The sequence below is a fragment of the Actimicrobium sp. CCC2.4 genome (assembly GCF_034347385.1).
Classification (GTDB): Bacteria; Pseudomonadota; Gammaproteobacteria; order Burkholderiales; family Burkholderiaceae_D; genus Actimicrobium.
Genome location: NZ_CP133777.1, coordinates 3,574,255 through 3,600,070, shown reverse-complemented (window position 1 = coordinate 3,600,070; position 25,816 = coordinate 3,574,255). Strand labels below are relative to the sequence as shown.

The 25,816-nt window shown below is 58.9% G+C and carries 31 protein-coding genes; 15 read left to right on the top strand and 16 right to left on the bottom strand.

What is annotated here, in order from left to right; all coding sequences use genetic code 11:
* Positions 1–26: 26 nt before the first annotated feature.
* The 10 genes from RHM62_RS16610 (at position 27) to RHM62_RS16565 (ending at position 10,658) form a co-directional block, all read left to right on the top strand.
* Positions 27–965 carry a cation diffusion facilitator family transporter gene (locus RHM62_RS16610; RefSeq protein ID WP_322123159.1) on the top strand — a complete coding sequence of 313 codons (939 nt, stop codon included), beginning with the start codon at positions 27–29 and terminating at the stop codon, positions 963–965.
* Between the two features lie 22 nt (positions 966–987).
* Complete coding sequence (locus tag RHM62_RS16605; RefSeq protein ID WP_322123158.1) at positions 988–1,647, top strand: DUF599 domain-containing protein; 660 nt, start codon at positions 988–990, stop codon at positions 1,645–1,647.
* Between the two features lie 64 nt (positions 1,648–1,711).
* Entirely contained in the window at positions 1,712–3,106 is a 1,395-nt protein-coding gene (fumC, locus tag RHM62_RS16600; protein ID WP_322123157.1) for a class II fumarate hydratase, read from the top strand.
* Between the two features lie 17 nt (positions 3,107–3,123).
* Positions 3,124–3,828, top strand: coding sequence for a histidine phosphatase family protein (locus RHM62_RS16595; protein WP_322123156.1), 705 nt, complete (start codon positions 3,124–3,126; stop codon positions 3,826–3,828).
* Positions 3,829–3,985: 157 nt separating this feature from the next.
* Positions 3,986–4,543, top strand: coding sequence for a GspH/FimT family pseudopilin (locus tag RHM62_RS16590; protein ID WP_322123155.1), 558 nt, complete (start codon positions 3,986–3,988; stop codon positions 4,541–4,543).
* 11 nt (positions 4,544–4,554) lie between these two features.
* A complete protein-coding gene (gene pilV / locus RHM62_RS16585) occupies positions 4,555–5,091 on the top strand; it encodes a type IV pilus modification protein PilV (protein WP_322123154.1) in 537 nt (178 codons plus the stop codon).
* Positions 5,088–6,179 (top strand): PilW family protein, encoded by a 1,092-nt coding sequence (locus tag RHM62_RS16580; RefSeq protein ID WP_322123153.1) that lies wholly within the window; start codon positions 5,088–5,090, stop codon positions 6,177–6,179. Before pilV ends, RHM62_RS16580 begins: the two co-directional genes overlap by 4 nt.
* Entirely contained in the window at positions 6,176–6,685 is a 510-nt protein-coding gene (locus RHM62_RS16575; protein ID WP_322123152.1) for a pilus assembly protein, read from the top strand. The genes RHM62_RS16580 and RHM62_RS16575 overlap by 4 nt, the downstream gene beginning before the upstream one ends.
* Positions 6,686–6,695: 10 nt before the next feature.
* Positions 6,696–10,217, top strand: a complete 3,522-nt coding sequence (locus tag RHM62_RS16570) for a pilus assembly protein (RefSeq protein ID WP_322123151.1) — start codon at positions 6,696–6,698, stop codon at positions 10,215–10,217.
* Between the two features lie 15 nt (positions 10,218–10,232).
* The gene (locus RHM62_RS16565) at positions 10,233–10,658 is read left to right on the top strand and encodes a type IV pilin protein (protein ID WP_322123150.1); all 426 of its coding nucleotides are present in this window, start codon (positions 10,233–10,235) and stop codon (positions 10,656–10,658) included.
* Between the two features lie 79 nt (positions 10,659–10,737).
* Here the strand turns inward: RHM62_RS16565 and RHM62_RS16560 are convergent, their stop codons facing one another.
* The 6 genes from RHM62_RS16560 to RHM62_RS16535 form a co-directional block, all read right to left on the bottom strand.
* The gene (locus RHM62_RS16560; RefSeq protein WP_322123149.1) at positions 10,738–11,607 is read right to left on the bottom strand and encodes a Crp/Fnr family transcriptional regulator; all 870 of its coding nucleotides are present in this window, start codon (positions 11,605–11,607) and stop codon (positions 10,738–10,740) included.
* 123 nt (positions 11,608–11,730) lie between these two features.
* Complete coding sequence (locus RHM62_RS16555) at positions 11,731–12,153, bottom strand: response regulator (RefSeq protein ID WP_322123148.1); 423 nt, start codon at positions 12,151–12,153, stop codon at positions 11,731–11,733.
* A gap of 22 nt (positions 12,154–12,175) precedes the next feature.
* Positions 12,176–12,808: a response regulator transcription factor gene (locus RHM62_RS16550; RefSeq protein WP_322123147.1), complete on the bottom strand. Its 633-nt coding sequence runs from the start codon at positions 12,806–12,808 to the stop codon at positions 12,176–12,178.
* A 174-nt stretch (positions 12,809–12,982) separates the two neighbouring features.
* A complete protein-coding gene (locus RHM62_RS16545; protein WP_322123146.1) occupies positions 12,983–13,477 on the bottom strand; it encodes a TPM domain-containing protein in 495 nt (164 codons plus the stop codon).
* 5 nt (positions 13,478–13,482) lie between these two features.
* Positions 13,483–14,307, bottom strand: a complete 825-nt coding sequence (locus RHM62_RS16540) for a TPM domain-containing protein (protein WP_322125431.1) — start codon at positions 14,305–14,307, stop codon at positions 13,483–13,485.
* Positions 14,308–14,311: 4 nt separating this feature from the next.
* Positions 14,312–14,905, bottom strand: coding sequence for a LemA family protein (locus RHM62_RS16535; protein WP_322123145.1), 594 nt, complete (start codon positions 14,903–14,905; stop codon positions 14,312–14,314).
* Positions 14,906–15,049: 144 nt separating this feature from the next.
* Between RHM62_RS16535 and pyrF the strand changes: the two genes are divergently transcribed.
* On the top strand, positions 15,050–15,874 hold the full coding sequence (pyrF, locus tag RHM62_RS16530; protein ID WP_322123144.1) for an orotidine-5'-phosphate decarboxylase: 825 nt from the start codon (positions 15,050–15,052) through the stop codon (positions 15,872–15,874).
* Here the strand turns inward: pyrF and RHM62_RS16525 are convergent.
* The 7 genes from RHM62_RS16525 to RHM62_RS16495 form a co-directional block, all read right to left on the bottom strand.
* The gene (locus tag RHM62_RS16525; protein ID WP_322123143.1) at positions 15,852–16,736 is read right to left on the bottom strand and encodes an alpha/beta hydrolase; all 885 of its coding nucleotides are present in this window, start codon (positions 16,734–16,736) and stop codon (positions 15,852–15,854) included. The genes pyrF and RHM62_RS16525 overlap by 23 nt on opposite strands.
* A complete protein-coding gene (locus tag RHM62_RS16520) occupies positions 16,736–17,221 on the bottom strand; it encodes a CinA family protein (RefSeq protein ID WP_322123142.1) in 486 nt (161 codons plus the stop codon). The genes RHM62_RS16525 and RHM62_RS16520 overlap by 1 nt, the downstream gene beginning before the upstream one ends.
* Before the next feature lie 106 nt (positions 17,222–17,327).
* Positions 17,328–17,924 (bottom strand): HrpE/YscL family type III secretion apparatus protein, encoded by a 597-nt coding sequence (locus tag RHM62_RS16515; RefSeq protein WP_322123141.1) that lies wholly within the window; start codon positions 17,922–17,924, stop codon positions 17,328–17,330.
* Positions 17,921–18,508 (bottom strand): hypothetical protein, encoded by a 588-nt coding sequence (locus tag RHM62_RS16510; protein WP_322123140.1) that lies wholly within the window; start codon positions 18,506–18,508, stop codon positions 17,921–17,923. The genes RHM62_RS16515 and RHM62_RS16510 overlap by 4 nt, the downstream gene beginning before the upstream one ends.
* Positions 18,505–19,332, bottom strand: coding sequence for a type III secretion system inner membrane ring lipoprotein SctJ (gene sctJ, locus RHM62_RS16505; protein ID WP_322123139.1), 828 nt, complete (start codon positions 19,330–19,332; stop codon positions 18,505–18,507). Before sctJ ends, RHM62_RS16510 begins: the two co-directional genes overlap by 4 nt.
* Before the next feature lie 2 nt (positions 19,333–19,334).
* A complete protein-coding gene (locus RHM62_RS16500; protein WP_322123138.1) occupies positions 19,335–19,736 on the bottom strand; it encodes an EscI/YscI/HrpB family type III secretion system inner rod protein in 402 nt (133 codons plus the stop codon).
* 240 nt (positions 19,737–19,976) lie between these two features.
* Complete coding sequence (locus RHM62_RS16495) at positions 19,977–20,318, bottom strand: hypothetical protein (RefSeq protein ID WP_322123137.1); 342 nt, start codon at positions 20,316–20,318, stop codon at positions 19,977–19,979.
* 357 nt (positions 20,319–20,675) lie between these two features.
* Here RHM62_RS16495 and RHM62_RS16490 point away from each other — a divergent pair, with 357 nt between their 5' ends.
* Genes RHM62_RS16490 through RHM62_RS16480 form a run of 3 tightly spaced genes read left to right on the top strand, consistent with a single transcriptional unit; the run spans position 20,676 to position 22,725 of the window.
* Positions 20,676–20,942: a ferrous iron transport protein A gene (locus RHM62_RS16490; protein ID WP_322123136.1), complete on the top strand. Its 267-nt coding sequence runs from the start codon at positions 20,676–20,678 to the stop codon at positions 20,940–20,942.
* Positions 20,939–22,117 (top strand): ferrous iron transporter B, encoded by a 1,179-nt coding sequence (locus RHM62_RS16485; RefSeq protein ID WP_322123135.1) that lies wholly within the window; start codon positions 20,939–20,941, stop codon positions 22,115–22,117. Before RHM62_RS16490 ends, RHM62_RS16485 begins: the two co-directional genes overlap by 4 nt.
* A complete protein-coding gene (locus RHM62_RS16480; protein ID WP_322123134.1) occupies positions 22,096–22,725 on the top strand; it encodes a nucleoside recognition domain-containing protein in 630 nt (209 codons plus the stop codon). Before RHM62_RS16485 ends, RHM62_RS16480 begins: the two co-directional genes overlap by 22 nt.
* A gap of 2 nt (positions 22,726–22,727) precedes the next feature.
* Here RHM62_RS16480 and RHM62_RS16475 read toward each other — a convergent pair whose 3' ends face one another.
* The gene (locus RHM62_RS16475) at positions 22,728–23,300 is read right to left on the bottom strand and encodes a winged helix DNA-binding protein (RefSeq protein WP_322123133.1); all 573 of its coding nucleotides are present in this window, start codon (positions 23,298–23,300) and stop codon (positions 22,728–22,730) included.
* 352 nt (positions 23,301–23,652) lie between these two features.
* Between RHM62_RS16475 and RHM62_RS16470 the strand changes: the two genes are divergently transcribed.
* Positions 23,653–24,120 (top strand): cache domain-containing protein, encoded by a 468-nt coding sequence (locus RHM62_RS16470; RefSeq protein WP_322123132.1) that lies wholly within the window; start codon positions 23,653–23,655, stop codon positions 24,118–24,120.
* 55 nt (positions 24,121–24,175) lie between these two features.
* Here RHM62_RS16470 and RHM62_RS16465 read toward each other — a convergent pair whose 3' ends face one another.
* The gene (locus RHM62_RS16465) at positions 24,176–24,640 is read right to left on the bottom strand and encodes a phosphatidylglycerophosphatase A (RefSeq protein WP_322123131.1); all 465 of its coding nucleotides are present in this window, start codon (positions 24,638–24,640) and stop codon (positions 24,176–24,178) included.
* A gap of 32 nt (positions 24,641–24,672) precedes the next feature.
* Positions 24,673–25,635, bottom strand: coding sequence for a thiamine-phosphate kinase (thiL, locus tag RHM62_RS16460; protein ID WP_322123130.1), 963 nt, complete (start codon positions 25,633–25,635; stop codon positions 24,673–24,675).
* Positions 25,636–25,816: the final 181 nt, after the last annotated feature.

Below are 25,816 nucleotides of genomic sequence, written 5' to 3'. Positions count from 1 at the left end.
TCGACCCGAAACAAGGACCTGTCTTCGTGAGTTCACACCACCATGACCATGCCGGCCACGATCATGGCCATCACGGCCATCACCATGCCGTTCCCGCCAACCATAACGCCGCGTTTGCGATCGCCATTGTCCTCAATGTTGTCTTTGTCGCCGTCGAATTTGCTTACGGCTTCATTGCGCAGTCGACCGCCTTGCTGGCCGATGCCGGTCATAACTTGTCTGACGTGCTGGGCTTATTGCTCGCCTGGGGTGCTGCATTATTGGCCCGCAAACAGCCGAGCGGACGCTACACCTACGGCCTGCGCAGCAGTTCCATCCTGGCGGCACTGGCCAACGCACTGTTACTGCTGATTGCCTGCGCAGCGATTGCCTGGGAGGCCCTGAGCCGGTTTTCCGAACCGGCACCGGTGGCCAGCGTCACGGTAATGGTGGTTGCTGGAATCGGGATTGTCATCAATGGCTTGTCGGCATGGCTGTTTGTCGCCGGCAGCAAAGACGATCTGAACATCCGTGGCGCGTTCCTGCACATGGCAGCCGATGCACTGGTATCGCTGGCTGTGGTGGTCGGCGCGGCAATCATGCTGTTCACGGGCTGGTACTTGATCGACGCGCTGCTGAGCCTGGTGATCGTTGCCGTTATCCTGTACGGCACCTGGAACCTGCTGCGCGAAGCGATACGCCTGGCGCTCAGCGCGGTGCCGGCCAACATCGATCTGGATGCGGTCGAACAATTTCTATTGGCGCTGCCAGGCGTGAGCGCCGTACAGGATTTGCATATATGGGGCATGAGTACCACCGAGGCGGCATTGACCGCTCATCTGGTCATGCATGAAGGCCATCCTGGTGATGCCTTCATGGCGGATTTGTCGCAGCAGTTGACTGAACGCTACCGGATTGCGCACACCACCATCCAGATTCAGCAGCAGTCGCTTGGCCAGGGCTGCGTGCTTCATTTATCCGACTAACCCGAGAGCCACCGGAGTCGACATGGAAATGTGGTTCAGTGCTGATCTTCTGGCCTTGCTGAGTAGCGTTACGCTGTTGCTGGCGTATTACGGATGGCTGTACTGGCAGGTCCGGCGTAGTCCGGACTACAGCATCCACCGGGTGAATCAAACTGCGCGCGGGTTGTGGGTGCGGCACGTGATGTCGACGCCCGGCCTGGAAGTGCTGGCCATCCAGACCCTACGCAATCTGTCGATGGCGGCAACGTTCAAGGGGTCGTCGGCAGCGCTGCTCATTCTCGGTACGCTGACCTTGTCCGGGCAATCGGAAAACCTCGGTCACACGTGGCATGCGTTGAACCCCGGACTCGTGTCACCGCCGGGCTGGTGGACGATCAAAATACTGTGCCTGCTGACAGCGCTGATCATCGCTTTCTTTGCGTTTGCGATGACGATCCGCATGCTCAATCATGTGATGTTCATGATCAACCTGCCGGCTTGCGCGGCGGTGGGCACGCTGTCACCGGTTAGCGTGGCCCGCCGGCTTAATCGGGCCGGCAGTTTTTACAGCATCGGCATGCGTGCGCTGTTTGGTGCGATACCGCTGGCATTCTGGCTGTTTGGCAGCGTCTTCTTTGTGGGTGCCACTGCCGGCCTGGTACTGGTGCTGTTCATGATCGACCGCAATCGCGTCGGAACCTGACTGCGCACCACGGGGGCCGGCGATTGGTGCATGATAATGGCCTTGTTGTTTTCGAAAGTCATCCATGTCCGAGACCCGTACCGAGATCGACAGCTTCGGTCCCATCGCCGTACCCGCCGCCCGGCTCTGGGGTGCCCAGACCCAGCGTTCCCTCGAATTTTTCCGTATCTCGACCGAGCGCATGCCCGCTGAATTGATCGTTGCGCTGGCCGCCGTCAAACGGGCCTGCGCTCGCGTCAATGGCGCGCTCGGCAGACTGCCCGCCGACAAGGTGGGTGCCATCGTGCAGGCGGCCGATGAAGTCATCGCCGGGCAGCATGCGAGCGAGTTTCCGCTGGCGCTCTGGCAGACCGGCTCCGGCACCCAGACCAATATGAACATGAACGAAGTCCTGGCCAACCGGGCGTCCGAATTGCTGGGCGGTCCACGCGGGGCGGGGCGACTGCTGCATCCGAATGACGAAGTCAACCTGGGCCAGTCGTCCAATGATATTTTTCCGACGGCGATGCATGTCGCTGCCAGCGGTGCGATCACGCAGCACCTGATCCCCGCCTTGCAGGCATTGCGCCAGTCCTTGCAACTGAAATCCACCGGCTTCAGCGATATCGTCAAGATCGGTCGCACCCATTTGCAGGACGCCACGCCATTGACCCTGGGCCAGGAATTTTCGGGTTATGTAGCGCAACTTGAGTTTGCCGAATCGGCCATCGCGTCGTCGCTGGCCGGATTGCAGGCACTGGCTGCAGGCGGCACGGCAGTCGGTACCGGGCTCAATGCGCCGGCCGGTTTTGGCGAGCTGGTGGCGGTCGAACTGGCGCGCTCCCAAGGCCTGCCTTATACCAGCGCCGTCAACAAGTTCGCCGCACTGGCCGGTCATGAACCGATGGTCGCTGCGCATGGCGCGCTCAAGACCCTCGCCACTGCTCTCATGAAAATTGCCAACGACGTGCGCTGGCTGGCCTCCGGCCCGCGCTCCGGTCTTGGTGAAATCAGCATCCCGGCCAACGAGCCGGGCAGTTCCATCATGCCGGGCAAGGTCAATCCGACCCAGTGCGAAGCCCTGACGATGCTGTGCTGCCAGGTGTTCGGCAATGATGTCGCCATCACGGTGGGAGGGGCGTCCGGTAACTTCGAGCTCAATGTTTTCAAGCCGTTGATCGCCCACGCCTTCCTGCAAAGCGTGCGCTTGCTGGCCGACGGAATGGCCAGTTTCGATGCCCATTGCGTCCGGGGTATCGTGCCCAATGACGCACGTATCGACGAATTGCTGGCGCGTTCATTGATGCTGGTAACCGCACTGACCCCGCACATCGGCTATGATCGCGCGGCGCAGATTGCCAAGCGCGCGCATGGCGACGGGTGCAGCCTCAAGCAAGCTGCCATGGCACTCGGCTATGTCAGTGCCGAAGATTTTGCGCGTTGGGTGCAGCCACGGCAGATGACGACGCCGGACGTATAAAAGGATATTTCAGGATCATGGGACAAATTTATTTGGTACGACACGGTCAAGCCTCGTTTGGCAGCGCCAATTACGATCGACTTTCCGACCTTGGTGTCCAGCAGGCCCGCCTGCTGGGCGAATGGTATGCAGAAAAGCGCCAGGGCTTCAGTCGCGTGCTGACGGGCGGCATGAACCGGCACCGCCAGACGGCAGTTGCTTGCCTCGGCGCGTTGCCGCGCAACTTGCGCAAGGAGGGCGATTGGGAAACCGATGCAGGTTTCGCCGAATACGACCACCAGGAAATTTTCACACGGTATCGCCCGGAGCTCAGCGATCCGGAATATGTGACACGTTTCCTGGTAGAGAGCGAGCAACCGCGCCAGGCGTTCCAGCAACTTTTTGAAGCTGCCACAGCGCGCTGGATGGCCGGCAACGATGATGCCGACTACCTCGAAACCTGGCCGGCATTCCAGGCACGCTGCATTGCCGCTCTACAGCGGGTACTGATGACGCCAGGCAACGGGCAGTCGGTCATCATCTTTACGTCGGGCGGCACCATCTCGACGCTGTGTCAGCATGTATTGGGCATGCCGGACCACAAGATGCTGGAGTTGAACTGGATGCTGGCCAACGGCGGCGTAACCAAGCTGCTTTACAGCGGCGACCGGGTCAGCCTGAGTTACCTGAATAATTTTGCGCATCTGGAGGCCGGCGGCGTCGCCGCAGTAACCTACCGCTAGCCAGCCTTTGGTCCCGTCAACATTGCCGCTCGTCACTACGGCAATGGCGTAGACCGACCCTGCCATATATTCTCCCTGGGAAACTAAAGCAGTTAAAGCAGCATAGGGGGCGACGCCTACATCGCCCGATATCTACTCAATCCAGGTGGCCGATGTCATGAAACGTTCCCTCCCCCGGGTGCGGCAACCCGCCGCGTTCACGCTGATTGAATTAATGATCACGATTGCCATCGCGGCAATCCTGCTGTCGATCGCGATTCCATCGTTCAGCACCATGCTGGGCAACAATCGTCTGACGGCGCGGGCGAACGCCTTGCTCACGGCGCTGAACTTCACGCGCTCGAGCGCGCTGACACAAAACATCTCTGCGCGACTGTGTCCTCTGGGAGTCGCCGGTTCGGCCACGTGCGGCACCGACTGGGGTGCTGGCTGGATCGTTACAACGCTACCGGCCACCGGTGCAGGCGTCCTGTTGCAAAGCCAGCAGGCCGGTCCGCGCGACCCGTTGCTGTCGCCGGTCGCAATCAATGGGGTGACGCCGGTCAGCATTGTGTTCGATACCCGTGGCCTTGCCGCGACCCAATCCAATTTCATTTTGTGCGACGCGCGCGGCAGTGCTTTTGCACGCTCGTTGCAAGTCCTCGCTACCGGCTACGCCCAGCTCGGTCCCGCGCCCGGCACAGCGCTGTGGGGCGGCGTGCTCACCTGTCCATGAAAGTGCTCCCGATGAAACCGAATGTGCCGCGCTCTGCTGCCGGATTTGCCTTGCTGGAAGTGATGATTTCATTTGTCGTGCTGGCATTCGGCATGATGGGTATCGCCGGCATGTTGCTGATGGCGCATAAATCCAATAGCTCCAGTTATCTCAAGCAGCAGGCAGTGCAATCGGCCTACGACATCGTTGATCGGGTCCGCGCCAATAGCCAGGCTGCCATCAATGGCAGTTATTCGGTCAACAACCTGACCACGAGCGGGGCACCCTCCCTGCCATCGACGGCTTCGCCGGATTGCAGTGCCGCCGTCTGTACGGTGACGCAACTGGCCGCCTACGACCTCTGGTACTGGCTGGCCCGTGATCTGGCGCAACTGCCCAATGGCAGCGGGTCTATCGTCACCACGGCAGCGCCCACCGGCACCAACACACTGGTGACGGTGGTCGTGCAGTGGGATGACAGTCCGGCCCAGGGCAAGCTGGGAGCGACCAGTCAGACCAGCACGGCCGGTGCCAACCTGGCGCAGTTCACGGTGCAGACGCTGCTATGAACACTTTGCGCCCTAGCGATAATGGCTTCTCGCTGATCGAGTTGATGGTGGCCATGGCAATTGGTCTGTTTCTGACCGGTGCCGTGCTGAGCGTTTATCTGGCGCAGTCACGCAGCTACAAGTCGACGACCTCGCAGGCATCGATCCAGAATGCCGAAAATGCGATTTCGGCACTCGTCACGCCGGTCATCCGCGCGACCGGATTCAATGGCTGCTCGACGATGACACAGGCACTGTCGCACCTGGTCAGTGGCGGTCCGGCGCCGCTGGGCACGCAGGGCGCACTGGCCAGCATGATTGTCGGCTACGATGCGGCCGGAACGGCCGGAAGCGGCAGTACATTGACGATCTCGCAAGCCAATGCCATCAATGGTGCCAGCGCAAGCGGCTGGTCACCGTCCCTCGAATCCACACTGACCGGCAATGTAGCGGCGGGCAGTGATGTGCTGGTGCTGCTGGGCGCGGCACCGAACAGCAGTCCGGTCGGCGTGACCAGCATTCCATTCGGCAGTGCCACGATGTCGCTGCAAACCACCAGTGGTCTGGCAGCGGGGCAGTTCGGGATCGTTTCGGATTGTCTGAAGGCGAGCATCTTCCAGATTACCTCGGTGACCCAGGGCACCCCGGGCAGCATCAGCCATGCGATGGGCAGCGGTGCACTGGCCAACAGTGCTGACGCGCTGGCGGTGAATTATCCGCCGGGCGCGCAATTCGTTCCGCTTCAGCAAACGGCGTTCTATGTGGCGCAGGGGCAGGGCGATCAAAGCGTGTTGATGCGTGCCACCTTCGGTGCCGGCGTGTGGAACGTGCAGCCGCTGGTGCCGGGTGTCGAGTCGATGCAGGTCCTGTACGGCCTGGGTACCGGCGGTATTGTCAACCGCTATGTCGCCGCCAGTGCGGTGACTGACTGGTCGCAAATCGTCGCGGTGCGACTCGGCTTCCTGGTGCAGGGGCAGACGGGTTCCGGTTCGACCGGCTCCACCGCATCGCGCCAGTTCAACGTGCTGGGCACCACCATCACGGTACCGGCGGATGGCCGCTTGCGTCATGTCTACGAGATGACCATCAACATGAGGAATGCTGCATGAACCCGCTATCGTCATTGCCGCGTTATCAGCAGCGCGGCTCGGTCCTGATCATCACCGTCATCCTGGTGCTGCTGCTGACCATACTCGGCTTGGGGACGGTGTCGCTCAATACGACTCAGACACGCATCGCCACCAATAGCGCCGATGCGCAGATTTCATTCCAGACCGCTGAAGGCGTGCTCAATCAGGCACAGACCAACCTGGTCGCCGGCGATTACGCCTATGCCAATTTCATGGCGGGCGATAACGGGTTATACGTCTTCGATCCCGCCGCTGCGCCTATCTGGACCACGATCGATTGGAGTAGCGCCAGCGCTGCTGTCCAGAGTTTCCAGGGCAAATCGAATGCGCCGGGGGCCTACATCATCGAATTACTGCCATCGTTCATTCGCCCGGGGCAGAGCCTGAAAAAAGTCACGCGGGTGTTCCGCGTCACGGCACGTGCGGTCGGACCCAGTGGCGGTGCGCCTGTCCTGCTGCAAAGCACCGTGCAATTGCAAGAGTAATGGCCAGGCAATGAACGACCACCGAAAGACCATCATGAACTTCACCCGTGTCCGCACCATCGCCGCTGGCGTGTCCCTTGTCGTATTGGCGACTTCCTCGACCACTTTGCCGACGGCGCGGGCAGGCGCGGGCGTGACGCTGGCGATTTCGCAGGTGCCGCTGACGGTGGCCAGTCCGGTCCATCCGCAGGTGCTCATTGCACTGGGCAATTCGGAGTCGATGGATGGCACCCTCAGTGGCGCCATTATGACCGGATCCGGCGTACTGGCCAGTGGCATTACCTCGCTGAGCGGGTCGAGCTCGCCGGCAAACTATGCCGTTCCATCCGGGTTCGTGCCGCCCATGCAGGCAGCGGATACGTCCGGTAATGCGCCTTACACGGTCAGCAGCAATGGCAATCTGGTCGACAATGGGGCAAGTCGCCTCAATGTTGCCAAGGCCGGTATCAAGGCGATTATTCAGGCCTACATGCAAAATACCGACTTCGCGCTGGAAACCTACAGTACCAGCGGCACCAGTCTGTACACGACCTGGGTGTATTACATGTCGCCGCCCGGTAGCGGATTTGTGTTCACCAGCAGCAAGCTGGCCGGCAACCGCTACGTCGCCAATCCCTGCCTGAACTATTCGCTGGCCTCGAGTACCGTGAAGTCCAATTGCACCGCGATTGCCGGCGCAGGTCTGTACACGGCGCTGGCGGTGTCGGGATCGGCGTACATGCAGATCGGCGCGTCCAGTGATGATGCCAATATCAACGACGTCCTGTACGCCAGTGGCCAGCCGGGTGTCTATATCAACTACGGCAATACCAGTCCGGCATCGCCGTATCCGCCTAGTTATTCGCTGGCCAATTACAACAACGGGTCGATACTGATTACCTACCCGAGCAGCGTACCGAGTGCCAATCGCGCTACCGGACCGACCAATGCCGGCTACGTGCCGTATTCGCCGCAAGTCATGTATGCGCAACGCGGTTTCGGTTACGGTGGCAGTCAGTCGGCCAGTTCCGGCAATGTGCTGGTACCGATGACGTCGGCCGGCGCGGTGCCGACGGCCACTACGGTGACGATTGCCGTCAATAGTTTCCTGCCCTCACTGGCACCGGAAACCAATACGCTGCAGACCACGGAAATCAAGGCCGTCGCCGGGCAGGCACCGACCGCCGGCCTGCTGGCGAAGGCGCAGAGCTATCTGGCGTCGGTACTCAGTACCGCTGTTTGCGCGCCAAAACAGTATGTCGTACTGATCTCGGATGGCTTGCCGACGCAGGATCTGGCCGGTAAATACTGGCCACCGCTGGGTAGCGCCGCGGCAGCCGGCTATGGCCTGACGGCGACTTTCAAGGCCGATGGTTCGCTCAATGTCACCAATGATACGGCGCTCACCGACACCATCACCAACCTCGCCAAACTCAAGGCCGCCGGTATCAACACTTATGTCATCGGTCTGGGTGCAGGTGTTGACCCTAGCGTCAATCCGCAGGCGGCAGCAACCTTGCAGGCCATGGCGATTGCCGGCGGTACCGCCAATTACTATCCGGCCAGCAGCCCGGCGGCACTGGTTGACGGCCTCAACAGCATCCTGATTTCGGTCCAGAGCGGGGCTTTGTCAACGACCGCAGCTGCCGTCAATTCATCGCAGTTGCAAGCCGGTAGCGTCGAGTACCAGGCCAGCTTTAATTCGAATGACACGCCGTACCAGGACTGGACCGGCGAGCTGTTCGAAAAAGCCATCGATCCGGCGACCGGCTTGCCAACCGGCGCAGTACTCTGGTCGGCCCAGACACTGCTCGATACCAAGGCCAGTGGCACCGGCTGGTCGACCAACCGGCTTATTACTACCTGGAACCCGGCCCTCAATGCCGGTGCCGGCGCGGCTGCACCATTCAGATGGGCCTCGCTCAGCGCCGCGCAACAGGCCTTGCTGCAGCCTTCCGATACCTTGGGCGCATCACGCGTCGATTATCTGCGCGGCAATTCACTGCTCGAAAAACGCAATGGCGGCACGTTCCGCAACCGGTCTCATGTGCTGGGCGATATCGTCAACAGCCAGCCGGCTTACGTCGGCGCGCCATCGGCTTCGTATTTTTCCGACAGCTACCGGAGCTTTGCAAAGTCGAAGGCAAGCCGGCAAGCGATGCTGTATTCAGGGGCCAATGACGGCATGCTGCACGCCTTCAATGCGACGACGGGAGTTGAGCAGTTTGCGTTTATCCCGAACGATGTCGTGGCCAACCTGCGCAAGCTGACCGATCCGCTTTATAACCAGAGTCATCTGTATTTCGTGGATGGAGCGCCGCAGGTCGGCGATGTCCAGTTTGCTGACGCGAGCTGGCATACCTTGCTGGTGGCAGGAGAAGGCGGTGGCGGCAAAAGCATCTATGCGATGGATGTCACCAATCCGCAAACCCTGACCAGCGAAGCGGCGGTGGCGAGCGCCGTGCTGTGGGAGTTCACCGATGCTGACATGGGCTTGTCGTACAGCGAGCCGCAGATTTCACCTATCGTGGCAGCGCCCGGTTTTGCGGTCTTTTTCGGCAATGGCTACAACAGCGCCAACAATAAGTCGGTGCTGTATGCGGTCAATCCCAAGACAGGCGCAACGCTGCGCAAAATCGATTTGTGTGCCGCGGTGTCCGGTGCCTGTGACAGCAACCTGCCACAGGGATTGTCGACGGTGGCACTGGGGAATTCGGATGGTTTGCAGGGACCGGCGATTACGCATATCTATGCCGGCGACTTGCAGGGCAACCTGTGGGCCATCGACGTTGCCGATGCGGACCCTTCCAGGTGGGCGGCGCGCCTGTTGTTCAAGGCACGCGATGCCAGCGGTAACCTCCAGCCGATCACGACGCCACCCGTCGTCACGCTGCATCCGAACTACCCGCGCCTGCTGGGACAGTTCGTCATGTTCGGCACCGGCCAGTTGCTGGCGGCGGTAGATCTGTCTTCGCAGCTCAAGCAATCGGTCTATGGCATCTGGGACAAGCCCGGCAATACCAGCGTGCCGACCCGGAGCAACCTGCAGGTCCAAACGCTGGCTCTGGTATCGGCAGGAGCCTCCGGATTGCCACAGGATGTGCTGACGGCCAGCAAGACGGCAATCAATTGGACAAACAAGCTGGGTTGGTATGAAGATCTGGTCGGCAATGGCGAGCGCATCATCAATGCGCCGCAGCTCTTGAACGGCGCTTTCCTGGCGACCTTGAATACGCCACCGGTGTCCGGCGTATGCGGGGCGTCGTTCAGTGCCTCGCTGCTCGAAGTCAATTTCCAGACGGGTGGTGCGTTCGAACAGCCGCAACTCGATATCAATGGCGACAAGGTCATCGATGCCAGGGACACGATCAACGGTACTTTCCCGGTGGGTGTTGTGCTGGGGTCAGGCTACGGCAGCTCGGCCACATTGCTGCAGACCACCGGTGCGCCTGGCAAGATCGGTAAGTTGATCACTAAATCCGGCGGGCAGCAGGTGACTATCATCGATCCGAACAACACGCCACGACGTCTCACGTGGTGGCAACTTCAATAAACAGGCTGAAAGCACATGAACCATTTTTATGCCCGCCAACGGGGTTTTACGCTGGTCGAACTGATCATCGTGGTTGCCATCGTCGGCATTCTGGCGGCGATTGCCGTCCCCTCGTATCGCAGCTACGTACTCAAGTCACGTCGCGCCGATGCAATGACGGCACTGGCGCAAAACCAGGTCATTCTGGAGCGCTGTTATGCACAAAGTTTTACGTACAACGGAGTCTGTGTCGGCTTGCCGGTTTTTCCGGTTGCTTCCGAGCGGGGCTATTACAGCGTAGCCATATCGAATCAGAGCGCGACGGCCTACACGCTAACGGCCACGCCTGTCGGCACTCAAGCCAGTGATACGCTGTGTGCGGTCATGAGTGTGGATCAAACGAACCAGAAATCAGCGAGCGACAGCAGTAGTGTCGCCCAGACCGCATGCTGGAATCCGTAATGCACCACCAGGGGTGCAGGCGTGTGCCGGTTATCCGGAGATGCGCAATGCATCATGGTTGGTCTGCGGGCAGAGGCGTTCAGCGGCTGCGTGGCGTGGCGGGAAGCAGTCGGTCGTATTCGGCTTTGACGCCGGCATAGCATTCGCAGACACGCTCTTCCAGACCCGGCCGGTTGATCACAGTGATGTGCCCGCGGGTGTACTGGATCAAGCCTTCATCCTGCAATTTGCCCGCTGCGTCGGCGACGCTTTCGCGGCGTACGCCCAGCATGTTGCCGATTAGCTCCTGGGTCATGCTCATTTCGTTGGAGGGTAGGCGATCCAGGCTCAGCAGCAGCCAGCGGCAGAGTTGCTGGACGACGCTGTGATGGCGGTTGCACACGGCGGTCTGCGACATCTGCGTCAGCAGTGCCTGGGTGTAGCGCAGCAGTAATGACTGTAGCGCGCCGCCACGGTAGAACTCTTCCTTGAGCAGCGCCGCTTTCAGGCGGAATCCGTATCCGGCACTTTTGACCACGGCGCGGTTCAGCGAGGTGCCGCCGCCCATGAACAGCGTGACGCCAACAATACCTTCGTGGCCAATGACTGCAGTTTCCGTAGCGGTACCATCGCGCGATTCGTAGAGCTGGGAGACGATGCTGCTGGTCAGAAAGTAGACGTGCTCCATTTCGACCCCGGCCTCGCACACGGCCATGCCGAGTGGCATCGGAACCAGTTCGAGATGCGGCAGGATGCGTTCGTAATCGTCAGCGGGTAGGCCAGCTAGTAAATTGTTCTGTTTTGGGTTGTGGCCATACAGGCCTGCAATGCGAACGGCACCGGGTATCCGGGCTGCCGGCCGGCGGGTGTCGCGGCTCTGCGGTTTCAGGTTATCGGCGCTGCGTGTCAGGTTGCGCGCGCTTTGCGGACCGGGTAGGTTGGTGTCACAGACTTTCAATCCCTGTTCCATGCGTATCTCCTCTTGGTGGTGAGAATTTCGATGGAGCGATCATCACAGAGAGGGTGCATTTTTCGAATCAGTGCACCACGCATTTCCGTGTGGGATTACGCCGACAAGAATCGTGCTGCGCGATCAGTCTGCGCGGGGCGAAGGTACCGCGGCCGTACCATTGCCGAGTTGTTCGAGCAGCTCGCGCATGTCAGTGAATTCGGAGGTTTTGTCGAAGAAATACTGGACGCCCAATTGTCCGGCCAGGCGGTGATAGCCCTTGCTGACGTTGTTGCTGAAGATGATACGGATCTGATTTTCATGGCGAGGCGTGCTACCCAGCCGGCGCAGCAGGCTGATGCCGTTGCCCTGTCTGAGCTGGATATCGAGGATCAGGATATCGCAGGGGTGTCGCTCCAGCTGGTCAAACGCCTCGTCTTCCGAATCGGCATGGCCGATCAGCGTAATGCCGGGAATGTCCGCAAAACTTTCGATGACGAGTTCGCGCACCAGGCTGGAATCTTCAATTAAAAATACCTGCAATGGTGGCGACAGCGGTTGGTTCAATGGGGGTGTCCTTGCTCGTGGCTCAATCGATCAGGTTTTGCTTGATCGCGTAATAAATGATGTCGGCATTGCTGGTCATGTTCATTTTTTGAAGAACGCGCGCGCGATAGGTGCTGACGGTCTTGACGCTCAGGCATAGTTCATCGGCGATCTTGGTGACGCCTTCGCCCTGGCTGAGCTTGTAGAAAATTTCGTATTCCCGTGCCGAGAGAGTCTCGTGCAAGGGCTTGTCGGTATGGGTATCGGGGTCCATCGTCAGTAACTCGGCGACCGCGTAGCTGATGTACTTGTGGCCGCGCATGATGGTTTGAATCGCATTGACCAGCTCGGTGGCCAGCGCTTCTTTTTGCACGTAGCCGCTGGCACCGCTGCGCAGGATCTGGACGGCGTAGCGGTTCTCGGGGTGCATGCTCAGGATCAGGACCGGCAGATCCGGCTTTTCACGTTTGATCTGCTTCAGGACTTCGACGCCGCTTTTATCCGGCATGGCGATGTCGAGTACGACGATGTCCCAGTCTTCCGCCCGGATCAAGCGGATCGCTTCTTCAGCGGTACCTGCTTCCCCGCCGATTTCCATGTCGGGGATGTCATCAATGAAATAATGCACGCCTGCACGGACTACCGCGTGATCATCGACTACCAGGATTCTTATCATAGTTGGCTAATTGCAGCCGGACGGAACATACCGGCATTGAGGTTATGTTGCTCGAGGAATAGCGGTTGGTTCAGGGTAGTACAAATGCTTGTGCCATGGATTGTAGAGAGTTTTCCGGAACCCTCCCACAACTTATGGCAGTACTGCCTGATCCATCAGACTCAGCTTACCCGTTCACAGAATTAACGGTGCATCCGGGAGCTGATTGCGGCGCTCCCCGGTATCCGGAAAATGCTGTTCCAGCTTGTGATTGAGTACCGTCAGCGCGCCGATCATACTATCGTGAAAAATGCCCCGGCGAAATCCTTGCGTCATCAATCCGCAAATGTCACGCCACTCGTCCGGCGTCAATGCACGACCGACGGCCCGGTCGGTAATGATCTCGACCTTGTGATCAGCCAGATTGATGTAGAACAGCAAGCCGCAATTGCCTTCGGTATCCCAGACACGATAGTGAATGAATAGTTCGCGCGCACGATCCCGTGCAGTGACCTTGCTCCAGACATCGAACAGGGGAAGGGCTGCTTCGATGACCAGCTTGACTTCGGCACGATGCAGCCGTTCGCCATGCTGGATGACGTTTTCGATGGCCTTTAAGGTGGCAACAGGAAAGGCGCGCTTGCCGGAAGCGGCCGTCGTTGTCAGGTGGCGCACAAGGCGCGAAAGCATCCGCATCACCAATCTCCCGAGGCGCCGCCGCCATCGAATCCGCCACCGCCACCGGAGAATCCGCCGCCAGAGAAACCGCCGCCAGAGAAACCGCCGCCACGGTTGCCGTCGGCAAAGCTGCCACCGGCGATCGCACTACCGAGGATCACGCCTTCGGTACGTCCATGGCCACCTTGCTCGAGGTAATTGCGACCACGTCGACCTCGCGTCAGCGCACCGGCCAGCACGACGGCGCCAAGCAGCAGGAAGGGTAGCAGGACGGGCAGCAGCACTTCCAGGCTGATGCTCGCATCCCGGGGCGGTGCCGTTTGTGCGGGCGCGGCTGGGAGCTGTTCTTTGTCGAGCAGCGACATGATGGCGGTGGTGCCGGCTGCAAGGCCGCCATTGAAGTCATTGCGTTGGAAGTAGGGGGCGATCGCTTCTTGCAGGATGCGCTTCGATTGCAGGTCCGTCAGCGATCCCTGGACACCGCGGCCGGCTTCGATGCGCAAGCGCCCCGAGCCTTTCGGATTGTCCTTGGCGACCAGCAGAATCACGCCGTCATCGACGCCTGTCCTGCCAAGTTTCCAGGCATCGGCGACACGGATGCTGTACTGCTCGATGGTTTCGGGCGCGGTATTTGGCACCAGCAGCACGCCGATTTGCGAGCCGGTACGTGCTTCATACTGCGTCAGCGTGGCCTCGAGCGCGGCTAGCTGCGGCGCTTGCAGCATGGCCGCCTGATCAACCACATGCCCGGTCAGCGGTGGCACGGCTACCAGAGCTTGTGCAGCGGCCAGAGACAGGCTGCCGGCCAGCAGGACCGCAACCAGGAAGCGCGTCAGCGCCATGACGCTATTTGCCAAAATTGATGGCCGGGGCATTGGAAATGGCTTTTTCATTGTCGACAGTGAAGACCGGCTTGACGTTGTACCCCATCATTCTGGCGGTCAGGTTGGTCGGGAAGCTGCGTGCCAATACGTTGTAGTCCTCGACGCTTTTGATGTAACGCTGGCGCGCTACGGCAATGCGGTTTTCGGTGCCTTCGAGCTGCGATTGCAAATCACGGAAGCCGGCATCGGCTTTGAGCTGGGGATAGTTTTCGGTGACCACCAGCAAGCGCGACAGGGCCGATGAGAGATCGCCCTGAATTTGCTGGAATTTTTTCAGTGCCTCCGGATCATTGAGTACTTCAGGCGTGATCTGGATGCCGGTTGCTGCGGCGCGTGCGCGGGTGACGGCTTCGAATGTTTCGCGCTCCTGCGATGCATAGCCTTGAGCGACCTTGACCAGGTTGGGTACCAGGTCGGCGCGGCGCTGGTATTGGTTGACCACTTCCGACCAGGCGGCCTTGCTTCCTTCGTCCCGCGTCTGGAAATCGTTGTAGCCGCAAGCGCTCAGTGTCGAGATGAATAATCCGACCAGTAACCACTTCAGGGCTCTATGCATGGAGATACTCCGTCATGTGAATGAATTAGAAAATACGGTAACAAACTAAACACGGCAATTCAAGGGGCATCTTGGGGCGATTCGCCTTGGATTCAAGCATCGTCACGCTACAATGCGCGGGTTCGCAACCCCCCGGATACTGACGTGACTTTCACAGAAAAACTCGCCGCCGCCTGGCGCACCAACGACACGCTGCTGTGTGTCGGCCTCGACCCGGATACCGCTAGATTTCCGGCACATCTGCGGGATCAGCCGGATGCCATCCTGCAGTTTTGTACGGCCATCATCGACGCCACGGCTGCTACCGCCTGCGCCTTCAAGCCGCAAATCGCTTATTTTGCAGCGCTGCGTGCCGAAGACCAGCTGGAGGCCATTTGCCGGTACATCCGTACCAGGTATCCGCACCTGCCGATCATCCTCGATGCAAAGCGTGGCGACATCGGCGCGACCGCTGAGCAGTACGCCCGCGAAGCTTTCGAACGCTATGGTGCCGATGCAGTCACGGTCAATCCGTACATGGGGCACGATTCGATTGCACCGTACCTGGAATGGAAGGACCGTGGCGTGATCGTGCTGTGTCGCACCTCGAATCCCGGTGGCTCCGATCTGCAATTCCTGCAGGTCGATGGCACGCCGCTTTATCAACTGGTGGCACGACTGGTTGCCGATAAATGGAACAGTAACGGCCAGTGCAGTCTGGTGGTCGGTGCCACGTTCCCGCATGAACTGGCGCAGGTACGCGCCATCGTCGGCACGATGCCATTGCTGGTGCCCGGCATCGGTGCCCAGGGTGGTGATGTGGCCGCCACGGTTGCGGCGGGGCAGACGGCCGACGGCACCGGCATGATGATCAACTCGTCGCGGGCAATCCTGTATGCGACTCCGGCGCAGGACGAAGATTTTGCACAGGCCGCACGGCGGGTTGCCGAAGCGACGCGTGCCGAGATCAATCGCTATCGGGCCGGCTGAAAAAATCCAGCATTTCGGCCAGCAGCAGTTCGGGAGATTGTTCCGGGATGAAGTGGCCGGCCGCGAAAGCACTGCCGGTGACTGGCGCGCTGCATTTTTCCTGCCAGTTCGCCAGTGGCTGGAACAGCCGCCCGACCACGCCACGCTCGCCCCAGATCAGGTGCAGCGGGCAGGCAATCTTGCCCGGCAAGCGGTCATGCTCGAGATCGATGCCTGCCGAGGCGCGGTAATCCTCACAAGCGGCATGGATTGCGGCAGGGGTGCAAAAGCAGCGCCGGTACTCGGCCATGGCTTTGGCATCGATGAAGCCGGTGCCGCCTGACCCCCAGCCACCGAGCGTGAAGGTCAGGAAAAATTCGGCGCTGTTGCCGATCAATGTCTCGGGCAGTGGGGCTGGCTGGATCAGCATGAACCAGTGGTAATACAGTGTCGCGAAGGTCTGGTCGGTGGCGTCGTACATCGTCAGGGTCGGCGCGATATCGATCAGCATCAGCTTGCGTACTGCTTGCGGATAATCGAGTGCCAGGCGGTGTGCCACGCGTGCGCCGCGGTCATGAGCGCACAAGTGGAATTTCCGGTGGCCGAGCACGGCCATCAAGTCGACCATGTCCTGCGCCATCACCCGTTTCGAATAATTGGCGTGATCAGCTTCGCCCGGCGGCTTCGATGAGTCACCGTAGCCGCGCAAATCCGGCATGATCAGCGTGTAGTGCTCGGCGAGCCGGTCGGCAATCTTGTGCCAGATCAGGTGCGTTTGCGGGAAGCCATGCAGCAAAAGCAGTGGCGGACCGTTACCACCATGGCGGCAGTGAATCGTGACGCCGTTGACCTCGACGTCGGCAGTGCTGAAATTGCCTAGCATTAGCGCTTGTCCAGCAAACGCAGCAAGCCTTGCAGTGCATGCGCCACCGTTTGTTCGCGCACGCTGTGGCGATCCCCATCAAATACCCGGCGCTCGGTGACGGTGGTCGCATTCATTGACCAGCCAAAACAAACAGTGCCCACCGGTTTGCCCGCAACAGCGCCACCGGGGCCGGCGATACCCGTGGTCGACAGCGCCACGTGGGCATTGCTGCTTGCCAGGGCACCTTCGGCCATGGCCGCTGCGATTTCTTCGCTGACGGCACCGTGCTGGGCAAGCAATGCGTCGGGAACATCCAGCAGTTCGATTTTGGAGGCGTTCGAGTAGGTCACGAAACCGCAGTCGAACCATTCGGAACAGCCGGCGATGTCGGTGATGGCGTGGGCCACACCGCCGCCGGTACAGGATTCTGCGGTCGTGAGCAGGTATCCGCGCTGTTGCAGGGCCTGGCCAGCTTGCGCTGCCAGATCGGTGATCTTGTCCATGGCGTCGAACTCCTCAAGTAAGCCGATTCGAAAATGCAGTTCGCGGATTGCGAGCAGGCTTACTCTACCATCGGGTGTGGTCCGAGGGCATTGAACGCGCGACGGTTCAGGGCAACTGCACCGGCATGATCTGTTTCTCCAGTGTCGTTTTGAGTGCTGCAATGGCAACGTCGAATTCCATGCGCCATTCCCCACTAGTCGCAACCAGCAGGACGGTGCCGGGGCGCAGGTCCGGATCGGCCTTGACCGGCCATTCCGGATCGGGCAGATGCACTAGGTCCGACGGATGCAGATGCAGCATTGCTTCGTTCAGTTTGGATGGCGCCTCGAGGGCGAGGCGCTTGACCAGAGATTCGATGCGTTCGCGATCGGAGATCGACAGGATCATCCGGTCGAACAGGTCGAGCGCGAGCCGGATCACAAGCGTGCGCGAGCGACTGGCAAAGGCCGCATATTGCGCATCGAACGCCATCAGATAGCCGCGCAGGCGTTCGATGGATTGCTGTTCGGCATCGTCAAGGATCCGACGTGCCTGCTGTTGCGCTTGATCGAGCAACTGATCGGCTGCGCTGCGGGCTTCATCAAGGATACGTTGTGCGTTTGCCTGTGCGTCGGTCGTGACTGCCAGTGCGGCAACGCGCAGGATGCCGTGGTCGGGACGCAGGGCGGCGTCATGCCGGAGGGTGTCGGTGCAAAATATCATGCGGTTTCCTCGCTGCGTTGTTGGCACAGGCGCCAGCAGCGCTGTGACCGCGTTGCCGATCGCAGGATGTCTTCCGTTCCTGCCCAGTTATTCTGCCTGCGCAGAGCAATACTGGCTTGACTACTCGCCGGTAAGTGCAACTGCAGACGTGGCCATAGACCCGGGAAGCCGAGCTCAAGTCGTATGGCCAGTTCGGCCAGTCCGCAGATGTCGAGCGTATCGGTGCTCTCGGGATGAGCTACCGCAAACGCTTGCAATGGCTGGGTCGCGGCAATCGAGCGACACCATTTTTGTTCATTTAGCGGCAGCACCCGTAACACCTCCTGATCTGGCTGGCGGGCGGCGATCAAGCCCATGAACAGGCTTGCGGCACGCTGCATCGTCGCACTTTCCATCATCGCGATGCTGCTCCAGACAGGGTCAAAGTGCAGGGGCAAGTCGCCCGGGATCATGGCGCTGGTACACCAGGCACGATAGCCGTCGCGGCGCGCAACCAGGGCGTCGCTGCCGGTGTCCGGTGTCACGTCGGCGCTGATCGCCCACGGATTGAACCACCAGTCGATAAATGTCTCCGGCAGCATCATGTGGCCGCCGCTTTGCGTGGAATCTTTTGTGACATGCGCACTGCCATAGCCTTGCCAAAGCCGGTGCGGGTCAGGGCAAACCAGACCACACCCGCACAGCCGGCCAGGCTCAACAGAATCAGCAATCCTAAGGTCCACATCAGACCCGGGGCGGACTCGCTCTGGATCATGAACGGACCTACAGATTCCCATCGGACTCCCTTCGGTGCCGCGCTGGCGGGTGCCATCACGACCGATACCTTGGAGCGGCCCTCGATGCCGGACAAGCCGGGGATACTCGATGCGACCAGATTGGTGATGCGCGGGATATTGGTATCTTCATCGAATGGCTCGGTATATTTGATGAAGACCGCTGCTGAAGATGGCTGAATGGGTTCGCCCGGTGCTATCCGTTCAGGTAACACCACATGCACCCGTGCACTGACGACATGATCGAATTGCTGCAGCGTGAATTCCAGCTCTTCGGAAAGTGCGTGAATGTAGCGCACGCGCTCTTCCAGAGGCGTTGAAATCATTCCCTCCTTCTTGAATACCGTACCGAGGTTGGCAAGCGACCGTTTCGGCAGGCCGGCGGCACGCATGATGTCGGTAGCGCGGGGGACATCCGCCTCGTGCACAGTCAGCGTGATGCCCTCCTTGGCGGTCACTTTTTTAGCCTCGATGCCACTGTGCCGCAGCAAGGCGACGATTTCGTTAGCGTCAGCGTCCTGCAAGTTAGTTTGCAGATTAGACACCTGGCTGCATCCCCATAGCATCAGCAACAGCGAGAGTTGCAGTACCCAGCGCGGCAGAATGTCCTGGAAGCGAGTTCGTGAGGTAGCCATGTTTATTGCATCCTCGTCAGTTGGTCCACCGAAGTCGAGGCCTTTGAAATCGTTTTGGAAACGAATTGCACGCGGGTCTGGTAATCGTTGAGCGCCAGCATCGCCTTCATCATGATCATCTGGTCGCCGGTTTGTGTCGCATGTTCCAGCATCTTCGAGACGTACTGCTGGTCTTTTTGTACCTCGGATGCCAGTTCGGTAGCACGGTCGGCGAGTCGACCGGACATGGAGGTGGTGTTTGATCCAGCATCGACCGGCGTCAGGCCAGGGGCCGCCGTATGCCGTTGCATCGCCTGCGCGAATGCTTGGGTATCCGCATGCGTGGGGGAGGTGATATCGATGCGCAGTGTCGACGTTCCGGCGGCGGGCGTACTGACTGACGCGACTGGGCTGACTGGAGACATGATGACGCCTTTGAAAAAGACTGGATCGGACGAGATGGTGTTGGATGCTGAAGTGTGTTGCTCGGTCCGGGCTGGCGGACCGTCACTCATTGAGGGTTGACACTACCTTCGATCGTATTTCCCGGAGGGTTGTCGTCGTACTTCACTACCTGTTGCTGTTTGAAAAACGTATTGTTAGAGGTGTTCAATAAACTGGAAATAATTACTTTTAAAATTCTTTTATCAGCATTGTTCAGATGACTACATGCCGTTCCATGCATCTGCGGACTTAGCTGCCCTTTTTGCCGTTGCGCCGTTTGCTTCAGTAACCATCCCCCATAAATCACCTTGGGTTTTCATTGCAGCTATCGCAACCTCCTCAGCCTTTGCGACGACCTCCATACCTTTTCCGGCGAGATCAAGGAATGGATGTTTTCCGTCGCTACTGGCAGCGGGTGCGCTGCCAGCGCCGCCTTGACCGGCAGATTCCTTGCCAGGTTGTGGGCGTGGCGCTTCAGCACGGGTGCGACCTTTCGCTTCGGTGAGTTGACGTCGTAGCGCTTTTGCTGTGCTTCCACCAGCTTGGCCGACTGCGGGATCCATCTTTCCACCCGTTGTCGGAGCGGGTCGCACAATCTCCGGCACAACTGTGCCGGATTTGGGACCATCACCTACGATAGGAAGTACTGGCGTAGTGGTTATTACATTTCCCTGTGGCATTTGAAGCTCCTGATGAGTCGTTTGTCGCTCGAATCTGAAATGAAGAGTTGGCGATATTTCTCGTGCGGTCCAAGTTTGGTGGCAGTAATGACAAGCCGGTTCCATCAACCGATGGCAATGCTGACAACATCCGGATGCCGTCGTACCGCCGGATTGGTGAAGTTGCGGCAGGGAACAGCGGCTAGCGCGAAAATGCAACTAGTGCCATAATCGGAATCATTCTCATCTGACTGATGCACCATGCGCCCCTCTGTTCCCTTTTCAACGCTTCTCTCGTCCTTGCATGCCGGCCAGTTCGCGATTATTTCCGGACTGGATGCCCACAACGAACTTTACCTGCGCCTGACTGCGATGGGCTTGCGTATCGGCAAGCAGGTCCAGTTGCTGCGGTCTGCAGCTTTTTCAGGACCGTTGCATGTCCGCGTCGGGACCACCGACCTCATGCTCAGAAAAAGCGAAGCGGCGCGCGTGCAAGTCGTACCGGTCGACGACACGGCCGGCACATGAAACGCATTGCCCTGCTGGGAATGCCCAATGCCGGCAAATCCACGTTCTTCAACCGCCTGACCGGTGCGTCGGCGCGGGTTGGAAACTGGCCCGGTGTCACGGTCGATTTGCTGGGTGCAAAAGTCCTGATCGGCTCCAGCATGGTCGAAGCAATCGACTTGCCCGGTATTTACGATTTGCAGGGATTTTCTGAAGATGAGGAAGTAGTGCGCCGGTTCTTGTCACTCAATCCGGTCGACCTGGCGCTGGTGGTGATCAATACCGCGCAAATCGAGCGGCAACTCAGCCTGGTACTGCAACTGAAACACCTCGGCGTGCCAATGGTGGTGCTGCTGAACATGTCTGATGAAGCTAAAAAACTCGGCATCACGATTGACACCGAGCAACTGTCGAGCTTTCTTGATTGCCCTGTCGCACTGATTTCGGCCAAGTATGGCAACGGGTATCAGAACGGCTATCAGCTCATCCAAAAAGAGTTGAACGGCAATCGACCGCCTGTCACCGTCAATCTTGCCAGCTCACCATTAGCCGAGCCTGCTCTCGAGGAGGCGATGGCGCAGGTCATGAGCACTGCGGTGCAAATACCTGCGCATGCATCGGATCAACTGACCCAGCGGATGGACCGCGTGCTGTTGCATCCCGTGGCCGGCTTGCCGATTTTTTTCTTCATCATGTTCTTGTTGTTCCAGGGGATTTTCATTCTGGGCAAGCCTATCCAGGATGGCCTTGCGTGGTTGTTCCAGCTGATACGGACCACCGCGCTGGAACCGTTGCTATCGGCCTTGCCAGCCCCCGTCACCGGTCTGTTGCTTGATGGAATTTATAACGGGGTAGGTACGGTCGCCAGTTTCGTTCCGCTGATTGTGCTGTTTTTCCTGTTCATGGCATTGGTGGAGGATAGCGGTTACCTGTCGCGCGCGGCATTTTTGATGGACGCGCTGATGGCCAGGATGGGACTGGATGGTCGCAGTTTCGTGATGGTGTTGATGGGTTTCGGCTGTAACGTGCCCGCCCTGATGGGGACGCGGGTCATGCGTTCCAGGCCCTTGCGCCTGCTGACGATGCTGGTGATCCCGTTTTCGCTATGTTCGGCGCGATTGCAGGTATTCGTTTTTTCATCGCGGCCCTGTTCACACCGACCCAGGCGCCGCTGGTGTTGTTCAGCCTGTACATGATGAGTTTTGCCACGACGCTACTGAGCGCGCTATTGTTCAAATCAAAGTTTGCCAACAGTGAGCCGTTCATCCTCGAAATGCCGCCATACCGGTTTCCCACCTGGCGCCAGATGGCCTTGCGCGGCTGGCAGGAAGTGCACCACTTCATGCATCGCGCTACCAAGTTCATCATCATCGGGGTGGTGCTGGTCTATGTGCTGACGAATTTCCCGACCAATGTGGCTCCGGCCAGCAGCGGCACGATTGCGGGCTGGCTCGGCACCAGCCTGGCACCGGTCCTCGATCCGATCGGCATCAACATGCAGCTCGCGATTGCACTGATTTTCGGCTTCGTCGCCAAAGAAATCGTGATCGGTTCGCTCGCTGTCATTTACGGCATGGACGGCGGCGCGCTGATGACGACGATGGCCCATCAGATCGACTGGGTGCAGGCCTACAGCTTCATGCTCTTTACGTTGATCTACACGCCTTGCCTGTCGACGATAGCGACGATACGCACCGAGTCACGCAGCAGATCGTTCACGCTGCTTGCGCTGGTTTGGCCGCTGACGCTGGCCTGGGTCATCAGCTTCGTGTTTTATCGCTCTGCCCGGGCCTTCGGATACTGAGGTCAGAGCGACGTTGCCGATCGCGCCGCCTGTTCGTACAAGCCCGACAGGATGCGCAGGAAGCGGGCCAGTTCGCTCAACTCAAAACTCTCGGTGCCGTCGCCGCTGAGCCCGGATACCAGCACCTGCTCGCGGATTTCAAAGTAGCGCCGGCAGACATCCTGACCAGCCTCGTTGGTCGAATACAGCACTTCTTTTCCGCGCTTCTCGGTTTGCACGAGGCCGAGTGCCTGCAGCTTTTTCAATGAATAGTTCACCACATGCGTGTCTTCAATATTGAGGATGAAAGCAATGTCGGCGAGTTTTTTTTCACGTGCGCGATGATTAATGTGGTGCAACACCAGAACATCCGTAATCGTCATATCTTTCATGCCGACGGCAGAAATACAGCGCACCGCCCAGCGGTTGAAAGCGTTGCTGGCGATAATCAGCCCGAACTCGAACTCGCTCAGTTCCGCGCTTCGTCCTGAAGCAAGGTGCGATGAGGACACGATCGGTACTTTTGTCTGGCGTGTTGGTGCGGGAAGGGACGTCGGAGAGTCATCTGTTTTTAGTTTCGATATTTCTTTGGTCATCACGGTTTCCAATAGTGGAGTTACATGTTAAGAATTTTTGATCGAATTTCAATTGTAATTTATTGGTAAAGTATTTTCGGAAACGTATTTTTCTCGCATATTTAGAAGTCTCTTTTTTTAATAAGTGAGCATATTTTTTTGGGTTAAACAAGACGATTTGTTTGTGATTCCTCACTATGGGATGCAATTGTATCCATTAATATTTTGATCGTGAGCCGGTGTTCAAGCATTGGCTCCGGGCATGGTGTCGCAGGCTTGATACGACTATCCGTCATTTCAGGAGCGGCATGCTGCAACTGGTGCACGACCTGCGCCAAGCGACTAAATCCAAAAACAACCTGAGGACATACCCATGAAATATCTGCTGAAAAGTTTTGTTTTGAGCCTGTTTGCTTTGTTGATGACGAGTACTGCCATGGCGGCTGAAAAAGGTTCGCGTGACGAAGCCGTTGCGCTAGTGAAGAAGGCAGCTGCTTATCTGAAAGAAAATGGAAAAGAGAAAGCATTCGCCGAGTTCAGCAAGACCGATGGCCCGTTTGTAGACCGCGACTTGTATATTTTTGCGTATAGCGCCGGCGGCGATGGGACCAATCTGGCCCATGGTGCCAATCCTAAACTGATAGGCAAGAATCTCCTCGATTTGCGCGACGCGGATGGCAAGGCGATCGTCAAGAATTTCATCGAAGTGGCCAATAGCAAGACCGGTAGTGGCTGGGTGGACTACAAGTGGGCCAACCCGCTGACCAAGGCGGTCGAAGCCAAAACCAGCTACGTCGAGAAAGTGGGGGATGTGATCCTGGGTAGCGGCGTCTACAAGTAAGGTATTGCCTCGCGGCACGGTGCGCAGTGCGGCACCGTGCCGCTAGTCGATGGAATTACATCCGCCAGAAAGCAAATGTCAGCAGCGTAAAAAATGCAGCGACAATATCGTCCCACATCACGCCGAAACCACCCTTCAAGTGCCGGTCAAAGTAGCCGATAGGCGGCGGTTTGACCATATCAAAAAAACGGAAACATAAAAATGCCCAGCATTGGGTAGTGAAATCAGCCGGTGCCAGCAACAGCAGCACGAGCCAGAACGCAATGATTTCATCGATCACCATGCTGCCGTGATCGGCGACACCCAGATCACGTCCCGTTTTTTCGCAAGCCCAGGTCCCGATCAAAAATCCCGCCACGATGACGATCGCCCAGTTCGTAGCGGTAAAAAAATCCGGCCAGCGCTGGCTCATCAAATGAAACGTCAGCCAGCCGAACAGGGTACCGCTGGTGCCGGGCATGATGGGCGACAAGCCGCTGCCGAGACCTTGCGCGATCAAGTGTGCCGGATGGGCCAGCATGAATTGCCCGGTAGGCCTTTTGATAGGAGGAGTCATGGTGTGGTGAAGTGGTCGAAGGATGGAGTGTTCAGATCAAGCGCGATGCCGGAACGGTCTGTCAGTCGCAGACCCGGCAATGGATCGATGCTGCCGATCCGGGTGACATTGGTGTGCGTGTCGCGCCCGGCATCGAGGACGGCCTGCCGATTGGCGCGCGGTGCCGTGAAACAAAGCTCGTAGTCGTCGCCGCCGGCCACGCAATACGCGCGTCGTAGCGCGATCGACTGGCTGGCCAGTGCCGGACCTGCGGGCAGTGCATCGACATCAATGGTGGCACCGGCTCCGGAGCACGTCAGGATATGTCCGAGGTCCCCTCCCAGCCCATCCGAGATATCGATGGCCGCATGCGCCACGCCGACCAGCGCGATGCCCAAGGCATTGCGCGGAGTGGGACGGTCCATGCGCGGCGTGCATTGTGCCAGCGTGCTTGCGTCAAGCTTGAGTTCGCCCAGCCGATAGGCCAGCGCCAGGCGGGCATCCCCGAGCGTGCCCGAGACCCAGATGTCGTCGCCTGCCCGTGCCGCACTGCGCAGCAGCGCACCAGCTGTAACAAGTTCACCAAAGACCGTGATGCAGATGGTCAGTGGTCCCTTTGTCGTATCGCCGCCGATTAACGCACAGTCATGCTGGTCCGCCAGTGCAAACAGGCCCGCCGAAAAACCCTGCAGCCAGCTCTCATCGATGGCGGGCAAGGCTAGCGCCAGCGTGAAGGCGATCGGTCGCGCGCCCATGGCTGCCAGATCCGATAAATTCACGGCCAGGCATTTGTGACCCAGCGCCACCGGATCCGCACCTGGCAGAAAGTGACGTCCCTCCACCAGCATGTCCATCGAAATGGCTTGCTGCAGCCGCACAGGCCGGAGCAGTGCACAATCATCGCCGACACCGAGCAGAACGGAAGGATGGCCGCGATCAGGGCGGGTGAAATAGCGGGCGATCAAATCGAATTCGGACATGGCCGCATTGTACCCAACCGGCGCTGCGGTGAAACGCTGGTTTGCAGGGCGATGTCGTTTGTAATTTGCCACGTCGATATCCAGGCCGGAGCGGGGTTGATTGCGTTGTCTCAAACCTTGTCGACAGTTCAATTTCCAGTACTCAGTTTTTAGTAAGCTTGCTCGCTCTACAAACTCTTCA

What these genes read in the sequence shown, in the direction of transcription:
- RHM62_RS16605 (WP_322123158.1), top strand. Translation starts at nt 988, where the DNA reads ATGGAAATGTGGTTCAGTGCTGATCTTCTGGCCTTGCTGAGTAGCGTT.
- fumC (WP_322123157.1), top strand. Translation starts at nt 1,712, where the DNA reads ATGTCCGAGACCCGTACCGAGATCGACAGCTTCGGTCCCATCGCCGTA.
- RHM62_RS16595 (WP_322123156.1), top strand. Translation starts at nt 3,124, where the DNA reads ATGGGACAAATTTATTTGGTACGACACGGTCAAGCCTCGTTTGGCAGC.
- RHM62_RS16590 (WP_322123155.1), top strand. Translation starts at nt 3,986, where the DNA reads ATGAAACGTTCCCTCCCCCGGGTGCGGCAACCCGCCGCGTTCACGCTG.
- pilV (WP_322123154.1), top strand. Translation starts at nt 4,555, where the DNA reads ATGAAACCGAATGTGCCGCGCTCTGCTGCCGGATTTGCCTTGCTGGAA.
- RHM62_RS16580 (WP_322123153.1), top strand. Translation starts at nt 5,088, where the DNA reads ATGAACACTTTGCGCCCTAGCGATAATGGCTTCTCGCTGATCGAGTTG.
- RHM62_RS16575 (WP_322123152.1), top strand. Translation starts at nt 6,176, where the DNA reads ATGAACCCGCTATCGTCATTGCCGCGTTATCAGCAGCGCGGCTCGGTC.
- RHM62_RS16570 (WP_322123151.1), top strand. Translation starts at nt 6,696, where the DNA reads ATGAACGACCACCGAAAGACCATCATGAACTTCACCCGTGTCCGCACC.
- RHM62_RS16565 (WP_322123150.1), top strand. Translation starts at nt 10,233, where the DNA reads ATGAACCATTTTTATGCCCGCCAACGGGGTTTTACGCTGGTCGAACTG.
- RHM62_RS16560 (WP_322123149.1), bottom strand. Translation starts at nt 11,607, where the DNA reads ATGGAACAGGGATTGAAAGTCTGTGACACCAACCTACCCGGTCCGCAA.
- RHM62_RS16550 (WP_322123147.1), bottom strand. Translation starts at nt 12,808, where the DNA reads ATGATAAGAATCCTGGTAGTCGATGATCACGCGGTAGTCCGTGCAGGC.
- RHM62_RS16545 (WP_322123146.1), bottom strand. Translation starts at nt 13,477, where the DNA reads ATGCTTTCGCGCCTTGTGCGCCACCTGACAACGACGGCCGCTTCCGGC.
- RHM62_RS16540 (WP_322125431.1), bottom strand. Translation starts at nt 14,307, where the DNA reads ATGGCGCTGACGCGCTTCCTGGTTGCGGTCCTGCTGGCCGGCAGCCTG.
- RHM62_RS16535 (WP_322123145.1), bottom strand. Translation starts at nt 14,905, where the DNA reads ATGCATAGAGCCCTGAAGTGGTTACTGGTCGGATTATTCATCTCGACA.
- RHM62_RS16525 (WP_322123143.1), bottom strand. Translation starts at nt 16,736, where the DNA reads ATGCTAGGCAATTTCAGCACTGCCGACGTCGAGGTCAACGGCGTCACG.
- RHM62_RS16520 (WP_322123142.1), bottom strand. Translation starts at nt 17,221, where the DNA reads ATGGACAAGATCACCGATCTGGCAGCGCAAGCTGGCCAGGCCCTGCAA.
- RHM62_RS16515 (WP_322123141.1), bottom strand. Translation starts at nt 17,924, where the DNA reads ATGATATTTTGCACCGACACCCTCCGGCATGACGCCGCCCTGCGTCCC.
- RHM62_RS16510 (WP_322123140.1), bottom strand. Translation starts at nt 18,508, where the DNA reads ATGATGCTGCCGGAGACATTTATCGACTGGTGGTTCAATCCGTGGGCG.
- sctJ (WP_322123139.1), bottom strand. Translation starts at nt 19,332, where the DNA reads ATGGCTACCTCACGAACTCGCTTCCAGGACATTCTGCCGCGCTGGGTA.
- RHM62_RS16500 (WP_322123138.1), bottom strand. Translation starts at nt 19,736, where the DNA reads ATGTCTCCAGTCAGCCCAGTCGCGTCAGTCAGTACGCCCGCCGCCGGA.
- RHM62_RS16495 (WP_322123137.1), bottom strand. Translation starts at nt 20,318, where the DNA reads ATGGATCCCGCAGTCGGCCAAGCTGGTGGAAGCACAGCAAAAGCGCTA.
- RHM62_RS16490 (WP_322123136.1), top strand. Translation starts at nt 20,676, where the DNA reads ATGCGCCCCTCTGTTCCCTTTTCAACGCTTCTCTCGTCCTTGCATGCC.
- RHM62_RS16485 (WP_322123135.1), top strand. Translation starts at nt 20,939, where the DNA reads ATGAAACGCATTGCCCTGCTGGGAATGCCCAATGCCGGCAAATCCACG.
- RHM62_RS16475 (WP_322123133.1), bottom strand. Translation starts at nt 23,300, where the DNA reads ATGACCAAAGAAATATCGAAACTAAAAACAGATGACTCTCCGACGTCC.
- RHM62_RS16470 (WP_322123132.1), top strand. Translation starts at nt 23,653, where the DNA reads ATGAAATATCTGCTGAAAAGTTTTGTTTTGAGCCTGTTTGCTTTGTTG.
- RHM62_RS16465 (WP_322123131.1), bottom strand. Translation starts at nt 24,640, where the DNA reads ATGCTGGCCCATCCGGCACACTTGATCGCGCAAGGTCTCGGCAGCGGC.
- thiL (WP_322123130.1), bottom strand. Translation starts at nt 25,635, where the DNA reads ATGTCCGAATTCGATTTGATCGCCCGCTATTTCACCCGCCCTGATCGC.